We start from the raw sequence: 11,845 nt of genomic DNA on the forward strand, positions 1-11,845 counted from the left end.
GCGTCACCCCACCTCATGAATGCCCCTCACCGCAAAGTCGTCGATGGCCTATCCGGACACCTATTACGCCCGCACCCTGACCGACCGGAAGACGCGGCCCCCGCTCAAAGGCGAGACGCGATGTGACGTGGCCGTCGTCGGCGCCGGATTGGCCGGGCTGACGACAGCGCTGCAGCTGGCGCGCGCCGGACTGCACGTCGTCGTGCTGGAAGCCCAGGTCGTTGGTTTCGGCGCTTCGGGACGCAATGGCGGCTTCGTCACACCCGGCTTCGCCACCGGCGGCGACACTATCGCCGCACGTGTCGGCGGGGAGGCAGCGCGCGACCTGCACCGGCTGTCGATCGAAGGCATGGACTTCGTGCGCGACACCATCGAAGCGCTCGGAATATCGGCCGCCCAGCCGCGTGCCGGCCTGCTCAGCGTCTTGCGCTACGACGGCGGCGATGCGCTGAAGGCCTATGCCGACCAGATGGCACGCGACCACGGTTACGAGCTTCAATATCTGCGCGGCGAAGATGTGCGCGCGGTGCTGAAGTCGGCTCGCTACCACCAGGGCCTGCGCGACCCGAACGCCTTTCACATCCATCCGCTCAACTATCTGCGTTGCCTGGCCGACGAGATCGAGCGGCTGGGCGGCAAGATCCATGAGAGTTCCGAGGTCGTGCAATGCGACCTGTCGGGACCGCAAAAGATGCTGCGCACGAGCCAGGGCACGCTTCGGGCGCCCCAGATCGTGCTCGCGACCGGCGGCTATACCGGCCCGGTGTTCGGCCAGCTCTACCGCGCCTTTCTGCCCATCGCGACCTATGTGATGGTTTCCGAGGCGGCTCCCCGCCTCATTGCGCAAGCCGTCGCCACGACCGATGCCGTCGGCGACAACAGGCGGGCCGGCGACTATTATCGTCTGGTCGAGAGCGGCAATCGCCTTTTGTGGGGCGGACGCATCACCACGCGTGCCGCTTCCGCCGACGCGCTGGCGCGCGAATTGCGCCGCGAAATGGTCGGCACCTACCCGCAGCTCGCCGGCCTCAAGACCGAATTGGCCTGGTCGGGGCTGATGTCCTATGCCCGGCATCTGATGCCCCAGATCGGGGAGATGCAATCAGGCGTCTGGTACTGCACCGCTTTTGGTGGCCATGGCCTCAACACCACGGCGATTGCCGGAAAAATTGTCGCCGAGGGCATTCTGGGCGCTTCGGACCGGTATCGGCAGTTCGCGCCATTCGGACTGAGCTGGGCCGGCGGCGCCGGTGGCCTTGCCGCCGCGCAGCTCACCTACTGGAAACTGCAGGCGCAGGACTGGTGGCGGGAACGCCGCGCCACCACCAAGGACAAGGTGACGGCATGATCGGCAGGCTGATGCTCTCCCATCCAGGGCTTGCCCGCCACGCGGCGGCCGCACTTTTTCCCGCGCTGCTGGCCGCGGCCCTCTACGCCATGGGCATCAAGTCGAGCTGGATCGGCTCGGTGATGCCGCTTGCATCCGACTGGTTGCAGGCCAATCCAGCCTTGTCGCGCGCCCTCTCGGCCGTGTTGATCGCGCTCCTGGTTCTGGTGAATTGCAAGCTGCTGCTGCTCCTGCCCCGACGCCAGCAGATCGCCGGCGTCTGGATCGAGCTGTTCGCGCTGCTGATGCTGTTCTTCTATTCCTTCGACCTCTCCTTTGCCTTCATTGCCAGGAAGGTCGGCTTCCTGATCACCCAGGGCGTCACCACGACGCTTTACATTTCGGCGATCTCGATTCTCATCGCAACGACCATCGCGCTTATCGGGGCCATCGCCAAACTGACCGGCAACGGCATCGTCTACGGGCTGGCGACCTTCTACACGTCGCTGTTTCGCGGCCTGCCGTTGCTGATGCAGATCTACATCATCTATCTCGGCCTGCCGCAGGTCGGCTATGTGATCGGCGCGGTGCCGGCCGGCATCGTTGCGTTGTCGCTGTGTTATGGCGCCTACATGACCGAGATCTTCCGCGCCGGCATCGAAAGCATCCCGCGCGGCCAAAGCGAAGGCGCCACGGCGCTCGGCCTGAGCCCCGGCCAGACCATGGCGCTGGTCATCCTGCCGCAGGCCATGCGCGTCATCATCCCGCCGACCGGCAACCAGTTCATCGCCATGCTGAAGGATTCCTCGCTGGTGTCGGTCGTCGGCGTCTGGGAGATCATGTATCTCGCCCGCACGATGGGCCAGACGGAGTTCCGCCATATCGAGATGCTGATCACCGCCTCGATGATCTACTGGATCCTGTCGATCGCGCTGGAATTCGGCCAGGCCTATCTCGAACGGCGCTTCGGCCGATCGGACCGCTAGGTAGGTTTGACGCCTAAAATCAGCGCGGCTGCGATGCCTCGGCCTTCAGCCGCACAAGCTGGTCGCGCTGCAGGTCGAGCGCGGCGGTGACGAAGCGCCGAATGGTGGCAAGCTCGGCGTCGCCGCCGTGCTGGTGCGCATCGCCCTCTACGGCTTTTGAGCCTCTGCCGGCGCCATCCTTGGCGTCGGCAGAACGGGTGGTGATCCGAGCAGGGACGACGACTGCGCTCAGACCGTGACCACCTTGCTCAGGTGCTCACCCAGCCGGCAGGCGAGCGCGGTGATCGTCGTCGTTGGATTGGCTTGTCCCGACGTGCAAAAGACGGAAGAGCCGCCGACATAGAGATTGTCCATGCCATGCACCTTGCAGTTGGCGTCCACCACGCTCCTGGTGACGTCGGTGCCCATGCGCGTGCCGCCCATATGATGGTGGCCCGCCGTCTCTTCGTTGGTCGGATAATCGTCGCCCTTCGAGATCCAGTCGGCAATGCGCACCCGGCCCAGGTTCTTCTGGGCAAGCGTCGTGCCGAACAGCCTTAAGCCTTCGAGAAGGGTGCGGCGTTCCAGTTCCGATTTCTTCCAGTGCAGTTCGATGCGCGGCACGCCGGCATGGTCGACCTCGGTCTTCGACAGCTCGATCTGGTTCGAAGCCAGCGGCGCCTGTTCCCAGGCGACATAAAGCTGAGCGGCGCAACGCAGGTTCTGGTCGAGCTTGCCCGACACCCATTCCGCCATGTGCGGCGCCGTACAGGCAAGATCAGCGATGAGGCTCTTGACGCCCGGATAGGGAGTCTCGATCAGCCTGATGCCGAAATTCATGATCTTGAGCCGTTCCATCGCGGCAGCCATCGGCGAGAAGAAGGCCTCCTTGACGGCATCGACCTCGAACGCGCCGTAGTCGGCCAGGATGGCATTGCCGCCCTCGAAGGTCGGATGCTCCATCCAGTAGCGGCCAAGCGCCGTCGCGTTCGGCACGACGCCGCCGTTGGAGCGCCGGTTGGACCACAAAAGCAGCCGGGAATTCTCCAGTCCGCCGGTGCAGACGATGAAATAGTCGGCGCTGAACGGGCCGGCGTCCTGCCCGTTGGACCATAATCTGGCGCCGGTCACGCGTTTGCCATCTCCGGCAAGCTCGGTGGCGTAGGTGTTGAGCACGACGGCGATGTTTTTGCTCTGGTCGAGTTGGTCGCCGAACTTTTCTGCAAACCGGACCGCCGGGCTCTTGATCAGTTGCACCCAGCGAATGTCGTCCGAGATCGGCACATCTGGCCGGAAATCTGGAAGGTCGAGGATATCGCGCACTTCCGCAAGATAGGGTTCGATGTCGGCGCGCCGGATAGGCCAGCCGGTGTCCGGTGCCCAGGCTTTCGGCTCGAAATCCTGTTTGTCGAGCACGCGACACCAACCGGCCCAGTGATTGGAACTGCCGCCCATGAACCGCAACCGCGTGATATCGAGATCGAAGTAGGAATCGCCGACCGTCGTGCCGCGGTAGAAATCCTGCGACTCGTCGCTGAATTCCCGCGAGCCGGCTTCCAGCACCACGACCGGGATGCCGGCCGCGCCAAGTTTCCTGGCGATCGTGGTGCCGGCGGGGCCGGAACCAAGGACACAGACCTTTGGCGCGAAATTGGCGGCGCGATACGCCTCGTAGCTGTCGAAGATCATGCCAGGTCGCTCCGCTTCAGGATCCAGCCATTGACCTCGACGATCTCGTCGGGGTCGGCCCGGGATGAACCGCCATGGATGGCGTCGGCATCAGGCAGCTTGCGGAACAAGGACAGGGCAGGCAGGGCGATCAGCGCCTGCACGAGCGTGCGGCGCGGCATTTTTTTGATGAAGAAACTCATGACAGGCCTCTCGGCTGGGGCTTCGATGCGCGCATGACGTTCCCCGAACGGCACACGCATCGTCACGGAAGCCAGTATCGTGCCAAGCATGGCCTCAAGGCGGTAAAAAGCCTGACAAGCGGCACAACCGGATGCAAACAGGGTTAGAGATTTCTTAACCGGCCGGGTGTGCTGGCCAACCCGCTCATGCGGCTTCGGAAATGTCGGTATCGAGGATCGTCAGGTTGCGGCCCGCATGCTTGGCCTGGTAGAGGCGCCGGTCCGCAGCGCGCATCAGGTCCGATACGTTGACATCCTCGCCGCACACGGTGCCGCCGATGCTGACGGTCAACGGAATGGTTCGCTCATCGACGGGTCGGAAGCGGATCAGCTCGACCTCGCGACGGATCCGTTCGGCAACGCGCTTGGCCTCCTGTTCCGTGGCTCCGGTCAGAAACGCGCCGAACTCCTCGCCGCCGATCCGGCCGAGCACGTCGCCGCTGCGCACGCCGCGCTCGATGGCGCTGGCGATCAACAGCAGCGCGTCGTCCCCGGTCAGGTGACCGAAATTGTCATTGATCTTCTTGAAATGATCGGCGTCGATGATCAGCAGCGCGCCGCGGTCGGACTTGCGCCGGGAGCCGTCCAACGCGGCAAAGAAGCTTTCCCGGTTGAGCATGCCGGTCATGTCGTCGCGGCTCGCCTTTTCCGCCAGGCGGCGGTGCGCCGCGGCGAGTTGGGCATGGGCACGGGCCAATTCGCGATGGGCATTTTTCAACCTGTCGCTCTGCCAGAACGTGCCGGCGCATGCCGTCCAGGCAAGGACCAGCGGACAGACCGTCGACGTCAGCCAGATCGTGCGCGTGACCGGGAATCCCATCGCTGGGACGATGATCAATGTCAGCAGGAGCGAGGCAGCGACGGAGGCGAAGGCGATGGCGGCGGATTTGAGAATAATGCTATTCATCGCGGGCTCCCCACAGGACTTGTCTCTGTGCCAGCAAGCCCTGAAGGCCACCTTTCCGGGATGGCTAAAATTTGAATCGTGAGGCCATTTCCGCCACTCTCGACGCGCATAAGTTGTGGATAAAGTCCCTTTCAGAATCCCTGTTTCATGCCATAAGGAGCGCATGACCACGCTTCCCGATCCCGCCCGCTTCGCCCATGTCACCGACTGGGTGTTCGACCTCGACAACACGCTCTACCCGCATCACTCGAATTTGTTCTCGCAGATCGACGTCAAGATGACCGCCTATGTCGGGGAACTGCTGGCGCTGCCGCGCGAGGAGGCGCGCAAGCTGCAGAAGGAGCTCTATCGCGAATACGGCACGACGCTGAACGGGCTGATGACGCGCCACGGCATCGATCCCGACGACTTTCTGGAGAAGGTCCATGACATCGACTATTCGTGGCTGGTGCCCGATCCTGTTCTCGGCACCGCCATCCGCCAGCTTCCCGGCCGCAAATTCATCTTCACCAATGGCGACCGCAGGCATGCCGAGCGCACCGCGCGCCAACTTGGCATCCTCGACCATTTCGACGACATTTTCGATATCGTCGCTGCCGGCCTCAATCCCAAGCCGGCGCGCCAGACCTACGAGAAGTTCGCCGAACTGCACGCCGTCACCGGCCACAATGCGGTGATGTTCGAGGATCTCGCCCGCAACCTGGCCGTGCCGAAGTCGCTGGGCATGACCACGGTTCTCGTGGTGCCGCGCAATTTCGAGCCGACCTTTTCGGAAATCTGGGAACGCGACCCGGCGCAGGAGGACGACGTCGACTACGTCACCGACGATCTCGCGGAATTTTTGACGGGAATAGTGAGTAGTGAGTAGTGAATTAGTGAGTAGTGAGTAGTGGGTAGTGAGTAGTGGAGGAGCACACCTTTCGCTCGCTCACTACTAATCCCTACTCACTAATTCCCACTGCCTACTCACTCACTCACTCCCTAGCTTGTAGAAGCGGCTGATGATGCCCCAGGCTTCGTCGGCTGTGTCGACGAAATCGATGATATCCTGGTCGCCCGGGCTGATCGTGCCCTGCTCGGCGAGGAAGTCGAGGTCGATCGCCCGCTTCCAGAAGGACTTGCCGAACAGGATCACCGGCACGCGCTCCATGCGTCCGGTCTGGATCAGCGTCAGCGTCTCGAAGAACTCGTCCATCGTGCCGAAGCCGCCGGGAAACACCGCCACGGCCTTGGCGCGCATGACGAAGTGCATCTTGCGGATGGCGAAATAGTGGAAGTTGAAACAGAGCTCCGGCGTCACATAGGGGTTCGGCGCCTGCTCGTGCGGCAGCACGATGTTGAGCCCGATCGACGGCGCGCCGACATCATCGGCGCCGCGGTTTCCCGCTTCCATGACGCCCGGACCGCCACCGGTCACCACCACATATTCGCGATAATATGACGTGGCCGACTGCTGCGAGCAGAGGCGGGCGAATTTGCGCGCCTCCTCGTAATATTTGCTGTTTTCCTCAAGGTTCTTCTTCTGCATCTCGTTCTTGGCCGCCCAGGCCTCGCCGCCGGGCTCCGGCAGGCGCGCGCCGCCGAACAGGATCACGGTCGAACGAATGCCGCGCTCGGCGAGGATCATTTCCGGCTTCAGCAGTTCCAGTTGCAGCCTGACGGCGCGCAGCTCGCGCCGGGTCATGAAGTCGGGATCGTTCCAGGCCAGGCGGTAGGTCTCGGCCCGCGTTTGCGGCGTGTCCGGCACGCTTTTCGACCGCTCCAGATCCTCATCCGAGTGCGGCAGCGGCGTCCATCCCGCCTTTTCCATGGGAGTCATCGAATCCACCCGTCCATTCCTTTACTTGCGCCGTCCCATGACGCTGGCGCGATTGACCCCCATTCCACCTTAACATAGGGTCCGCGCGACTTTTAAACAGGTTAAGGCGCAGCCCTTAACAGCTTGGTAATGGAGCAAATTCATGTCGAAGCCCGATCTGGCGAGCCTCGAAAAGACCATCGACAGGGCCTTCGAGGAACGCGACGCCATTTCGACCGCGACCCGCGGCGAGGTGCGCGACGCCATCCAGTCGGCACTCGACCTGCTCGACCGCGGCACCGCCCGCGTCGCCGAGCGGCAGGCCGACGGCAAGTGGCATGTCAACCAGTGGCTGAAGAAGGCGGTGCTGCTCTCCTTCCGGCTCAATCCGATGGAGATCATCAAGGGCGGCCCCGGCGAGGCCGTGTGGTGGGACAAGGTGGCGTCCAAGTTCGACGGCTGGGGCGCCGTCGATTTCGAGAAGGCGGGCTTCCGCGCCGTGCCGTCGTCGATCGTGCGCCGTTCGGCCTATGTCGCGCCGGGCGCGGTTTTGATGCCGTCCTTCGTCAATGTCGGCGCCTATGTCGATAGCGGCACCATGGTCGATACCTGGGCCTCGGTCGGCTCCTGCGCCCAGATCGGCAAGAACGTCCACCTTTCGGGCGGCGTCGGCATCGGCGGCGTGCTGGAGCCGATGCAGGCCGGCCCCACCATCATCGAGGACAATTGCTTCATCGGGGCGCGTTCCGAAGTGGTCGAGGGCTGCATCGTGCGCGAAGGCTCCGTTCTGGGCATGGGCGTCTTCATCGGCCAGTCGACCAAGATCGTCGACCGCGCCACCGGCGAGATCTTCTATGGCGAGGTGCCGCCGAATTCCGTGGTCGTCGCCGGCTCGCTACCGGGCAAGGCATTTCCAAACAACGAGCCGGGCCCAGGTCTCTACTGCGCCGTCATCGTCAAGCGGGTCGACGCCAAGACCCGGTCCAAAACCTCGATCAACGAATTGCTGCGCGATTGATCTTTCCGCCGGGCAGGCGCACCTTCCGCCGGCGCGACAATCGGTCGCGCTGGTTCAACTGGAGGGGTGACATGGACTGGAAATATCTGCTCACAAGCTTTGATGGCCGCATCAACCGGGGCAAGTTCTGGGCTGGCATCGGCGTATTCATCGTTATCGGCATTATTGCTTTCATTCTCGATGCGATCCTCGGCACGCGTTTCACCACGGCCAGCGGTGCCCAGATCGGCATCATCGGCATCCTCTTCGCGCTGGCATCGATCTATTTCGCGATTGCCCTCTATGCCAAACGCTGGCACGACCGCAACAAGTCGGGCTGGTGGACGCTGATCGGCTTCGTACCCGTCATCGGTGGCATCTGGCTGCTGGTCGAACTCGGCATTCTCGAAGGCACCAGGGGTGCCAATCAATATGGATCGGACCCGCTTGCCTGAAAGATCGGATCTCAACTGGCTTTTCTTCAAGACCTCGGGCCGCGTCAGCCGCGCGGCCTATTTTCTCGGCGGGTTGCTCGTCGCCATCATCCAGGCATTTCCGCTGTACCGCTTCACGCTGGTGCCGGAGGGTTCGGCCGAGAGCAACATGTGGTCGTTCATCTTCTTCATCGCCTTCATCGCCTCGCTGTGGTCGAACATCGCGCTGGCGGTGAAGCGGCTGCACGACCTCGACAAGCCGGGTATCGCAGCGCTGATCCTGTTCGTGCCGGTCGTCTCGATCGTCGCCTTCCTTGTGTTGTGCCTGTTTCCAGGGCAGCCTGGACCCAACCGTTATGGCCGGCGCACCAACGAGCCGGCAGAATCAAAGAAATAGAGCATGACGTCGTCGGAAAACCGCTTCACACTTTTCGGCATCATGCCCTAGGGGGCCGATCGGATCGCCATGCGCTACCGCACGCTTGATCCGAAACTGATCATCGAAACCGCCGAGCGGCTGGAAGGGCGTGTGGCCGACCGTTTTCCGGAGGCCGGGTTGCGCGGCGTTGCCGCCGAACTTGTGTCGCTGTCGCGCGATCTGGCCAAGGCCGCCAAGGCCCTGGAAGCGCCTATCTGGTGGCTGCGTGGCATCATCGTCGCCGCCGTCATCGCGGGCGCGCTGATCTTCCTGTTCGTCGGCACCATCCTGCCGCTCATTCACATCTCCCAGGCCGACGACGCGGTGCAGTCGGTGCAGGGCATCGAAGCCACGATCAACATGATCATCCTCGCCGTGCTCGGCTTCCTGGCCCTGATCCGCACCGAGGAGCGCATCAAGCGCAAGCAGGTGTTTCGCCAGTTGCACGGCCTCAGATCGCTGATCCATGTCATCGACATGCACCAGTTGACCAAGGATCCGGCGGCGCTGTCGGCCAGCTTCAAGCCGACGGCGCATTCGCCGGCCCGTCTCACCAATGCCGCGGATCTCGCGCGCTATCTCGACTATTGCTCCGAAATGCTGTCGATCACCGGCAAGATCGCGGCGCTGTTCGCGCAATCCGTCAATGACGCCGTCGTCATCGACGGCGTCAACGACATCGAGAACCTGGCGTCCAACCTGTCGCGCAAGATCTGGCAGAAGATCACGTTGATCGACGGCCGGACGGCGGCGCCACAACCTTCTCCGGCACCAGGCTTGGCGAGCCAAGCCGCTCGGCTTCCGCCGCGCGCACCAGCGCGCTGATAAGCTGGACCGTCGGCGCCGGCGTACCGGCTTTTTCAGCGAGCCGCAAAACAGCGCCCTGCAAGTCGTCGATCTCGGTCGACCGGCCACGCTGCAGATCGTCCCACATCGACGAGCGCGCCTCGAGATCGATCGCCAGCATGCGCCGGGCCAGGAGCTTGAACAGCCAGTCGGGCAACCTGAGCACCTTCGGCAGCAGCGTCGGGCGCAGGCCGGCGATCCGCGCCGGCTCGATGCCGGAGGTTTTCATCGCCAGCAAGGCCTCGTCGATCTGGCTGGCCAGGATCAGCCGCCAGCGCCGGTCGGCGAGTTCGGTTGCCAGCGGCAGGCCCGACAGCGCCACCAGCGCATTGTTCAGGTTCATCAGAAGCTTGCCCCACAGCACGGCCTTCATATCGCCACGCGTTTCGACAGCCAGGCCTTCGGTGTCGAGAAGGTCGGCAAGGCCGACATCGCCCTTTTCGACCATCACCTTGCCGTCGCTGGCGCGGTGAACGCGCAACGGCAGCTCTCCATCGGCTGATTGCACGACATTGAACGGCACCATGCCAGCCAGCACCGTTCGCGGGCCAAGCACCGCGCGCAGCCTGTCGGCGTTGTCGACGCCGTTCTGCAGGCTCACCACCACGGCATCGGGACGGGCATGGGCCTTGATGAGTGCCGCCATTTCCCGCGTCGCGCCGCTCTTGACGGTGACCAGGATCACATCGGCCCCCGGCAAGGACGCGGCCGGATCGGCGGTGACGGCAAGCTCTGCCGGCTTGATCAGGCGATCGCGGCCCTCGAGGTCGCTGACGCGCAATCCGCCCTGCCGGAGCGCTGCCTCGATGCGCGGCCTGGCAAGCAGGACAACCCGCCGCCCGGCGAGCGCCAGGCAGCCGCCGGCATAACAGCCAATGCTGCCGGCGCCGGCGATGACGATTCTCTTTTCGCCGTTTGCCATCTCTTACTCCGCATCAGCCAGAACTATACGACATGAAAACCATAATGTCGGCGGTATCGTCGGCCATTGGCTTGGCCCTATGTCTGGCCGTGACAGGCCATTCGCTTTCGACTATCGCTTTTGCCATGACGCTGCCGACTGACCCCGCCGCAAACCTTGCCTCTCTCATCCGCTGTGCCTCGGTGACACCAGCCGAAGGCGGCGCGCTGAGCGCGCTGGAGGCGATGCTGAAGCCCCTCGGCTTCCTGGTCGATCGGCCGGTGTTCTCCGAAGACGGCACGCCCGACATCGAGAACCTCTATGCACGGCGCTCCGGCAATGGCCCGCATCTGATGTTCGCGGGTCATACCGACGTGGTGCCGGTCGGCGACGAAGCCGCCTGGACGCATCCGCCTTTCGCCGCCGATATCGCCAATGGCGAAATGTATGGCCGCGGCGCGGTCGACATGAAGGGCGGCATTGCCTGCTTCATCGCCGCGGTGGCGCGCCACGTCGAGGCGAATGGTGGCCCGAAGGGCTCGGTCTCGCTGCTGATCACCGGCGACGAGGAAGGGCCTGCCATCAACGGCACGGTCAAGCTGCTCGAATGGGCCGCGTCCAAAGGCGAGAAATGGGACGCGTCGATCGTCGGCGAGCCGACCAATCCGGACACGCTCGGCGACATGATCAAGATCGGCAGGCGCGGCTCGATGTCGGGTAGCATCACCGTCAATGGCCGCCAGGGCCATGCCGCTTATCCGCAGCTTGCCGACAACCCGGTGCGCGGCCTGATGAGCCTGGTGGACGCCTTGCTGCATCCCGTCTTCGACAAGGGAACCAAGGATTTCCAGCCGACCAACCTCGAGGTGACCTCCATCGATGTCGGCAACCCGGCCACCAACGTCATTCCCGCCAAGGCAACCGCCACCTTCAACATCCGCTTCAACGACAGCTGGACGGCCGAGACGGTCCAGGCGGAAATCCACAACCGCCTCGATCAGGCGGCTGGGCGCAAGAAATACCGGCCGGGCAAGAAGACGCCAGTCGACTATGAGCTGGTCTGGCGCGACCGGCCGAGCCACGTCTTCCTGACCCGCGACGACAGGCTGGTCGAGACGCTGAGCGGCTCGGTCAAGGCGGTGGTCGGCAAAAAGCCGGCGCTATCCACCTCCGGCGGCACATCGGATGCGCGCTTCATCAAGGATTATTGCCCGGTGGTCGAATTCGGCCTGGTCGGCAAGACCATGCACATGGTCGACGAGCGCGTGGCCATCGCCGATCTGGAAACGCTGACGCGGATCTACCAGCGCTTCATCGACGACTGGTTCGGACAGGGCTGATC

Annotated in this window: 13 protein-coding genes; 8 read left to right on the forward strand and 5 right to left on the reverse strand. The window is 63.6% G+C overall.

Translation table 11 applies throughout. The annotated features are described in order from the left end of the window. The first annotated feature begins 43 nt into the window (after positions 1-43). Together LB554_RS08585 and LB554_RS08590 are read left to right on the forward strand one after the other, a co-directional pair. Complete coding sequence (locus LB554_RS08585) at positions 44-1,348, forward strand: NAD(P)/FAD-dependent oxidoreductase (RefSeq protein WP_224584115.1); 1,305 nt, start codon at positions 44-46, stop codon at positions 1,346-1,348. Beyond that, a complete protein-coding gene (locus tag LB554_RS08590) occupies positions 1,345-2,313 on the forward strand; it encodes an amino acid ABC transporter permease (protein ID WP_141906002.1) in 969 nt (322 codons plus the stop codon). Before LB554_RS08585 ends, LB554_RS08590 begins: the two co-directional genes overlap by 4 nt. A gap of 228 nt (positions 2,314-2,541) precedes the next feature. Here LB554_RS08590 and LB554_RS08595 read toward each other — a convergent pair whose 3' ends face one another. The 3 genes from LB554_RS08595 to LB554_RS08605 form a co-directional block, all read right to left on the reverse strand. Next, positions 2,542-3,981 carry a GMC oxidoreductase gene (locus tag LB554_RS08595; RefSeq protein WP_224584117.1) on the reverse strand — a complete coding sequence of 480 codons (1,440 nt, stop codon included), beginning with the start codon at positions 3,979-3,981 and terminating at the stop codon, positions 2,542-2,544. Continuing rightward, positions 3,978-4,163 (reverse strand): hypothetical protein, encoded by a 186-nt coding sequence (locus tag LB554_RS08600; RefSeq protein ID WP_140711699.1) that lies wholly within the window; start codon positions 4,161-4,163, stop codon positions 3,978-3,980. The genes LB554_RS08595 and LB554_RS08600 overlap by 4 nt, the downstream gene beginning before the upstream one ends. A gap of 184 nt (positions 4,164-4,347) precedes the next feature. After that, on the reverse strand, positions 4,348-5,109 hold the full coding sequence (locus tag LB554_RS08605) for a GGDEF domain-containing protein (RefSeq protein ID WP_140615443.1): 762 nt from the start codon (positions 5,107-5,109) through the stop codon (positions 4,348-4,350). Positions 5,110-5,272: 163 nt separating this feature from the next. Here LB554_RS08605 and LB554_RS08610 point away from each other — a divergent pair, with 163 nt between their 5' ends. Next, a complete protein-coding gene (locus tag LB554_RS08610; RefSeq protein ID WP_015314425.1) occupies positions 5,273-5,977 on the forward strand; it encodes a pyrimidine 5'-nucleotidase in 705 nt (234 codons plus the stop codon). 102 nt (positions 5,978-6,079) lie between these two features. Here LB554_RS08610 and LB554_RS08615 read toward each other — a convergent pair whose 3' ends face one another. Beyond that, positions 6,080-6,928 carry an LOG family protein gene (locus LB554_RS08615; RefSeq protein WP_015314426.1) on the reverse strand — a complete coding sequence of 283 codons (849 nt, stop codon included), beginning with the start codon at positions 6,926-6,928 and terminating at the stop codon, positions 6,080-6,082. Between the two features lie 142 nt (positions 6,929-7,070). Here LB554_RS08615 and dapD point away from each other — a divergent pair, with 142 nt between their 5' ends. The 4 genes from dapD to LB554_RS08635 all read left to right on the forward strand — a co-directional run bounded on the left by dapD (position 7,071) and on the right by LB554_RS08635 (position 9,581). Beyond that, positions 7,071-7,925: a 2,3,4,5-tetrahydropyridine-2,6-dicarboxylate N-succinyltransferase gene (dapD, locus tag LB554_RS08620; protein WP_015314427.1), complete on the forward strand. Its 855-nt coding sequence runs from the start codon at positions 7,071-7,073 to the stop codon at positions 7,923-7,925. 71 nt (positions 7,926-7,996) lie between these two features. Continuing rightward, positions 7,997-8,359 (forward strand): DUF805 domain-containing protein, encoded by a 363-nt coding sequence (locus LB554_RS08625; RefSeq protein ID WP_140711703.1) that lies wholly within the window; start codon positions 7,997-7,999, stop codon positions 8,357-8,359. Further along, complete coding sequence (locus LB554_RS08630) at positions 8,352-8,735, forward strand: DUF805 domain-containing protein (protein ID WP_027143826.1); 384 nt, start codon at positions 8,352-8,354, stop codon at positions 8,733-8,735. Before LB554_RS08625 ends, LB554_RS08630 begins: the two co-directional genes overlap by 8 nt. 69 nt (positions 8,736-8,804) lie before the next feature. After that, positions 8,805-9,581 (forward strand): hypothetical protein, encoded by a 777-nt coding sequence (locus LB554_RS08635; RefSeq protein ID WP_140824198.1) that lies wholly within the window; start codon positions 8,805-8,807, stop codon positions 9,579-9,581. Here LB554_RS08635 and LB554_RS08640 read toward each other — a convergent pair. Next, entirely contained in the window at positions 9,481-10,524 is a 1,044-nt protein-coding gene (locus tag LB554_RS08640; protein ID WP_224584119.1) for a 2-dehydropantoate 2-reductase, read from the reverse strand. The two genes, LB554_RS08635 and LB554_RS08640, sit on opposite strands and share 101 nt — an antisense overlap. Positions 10,525-10,649: 125 nt before the next feature. Here LB554_RS08640 and dapE point away from each other — a divergent pair, with 125 nt between their 5' ends. Then, positions 10,650-11,843, forward strand: a complete 1,194-nt coding sequence (dapE, locus tag LB554_RS08645) for a succinyl-diaminopimelate desuccinylase (protein ID WP_015314432.1) — start codon at positions 10,650-10,652, stop codon at positions 11,841-11,843. Positions 11,844-11,845: the final 2 nt, after the last annotated feature.

The organism is Mesorhizobium sp. CO1-1-11, assembly GCF_020164995.1.
In the GTDB taxonomy this organism is placed as follows: domain Bacteria; phylum Pseudomonadota; class Alphaproteobacteria; order Rhizobiales; family Rhizobiaceae; genus Mesorhizobium; species Mesorhizobium australicum.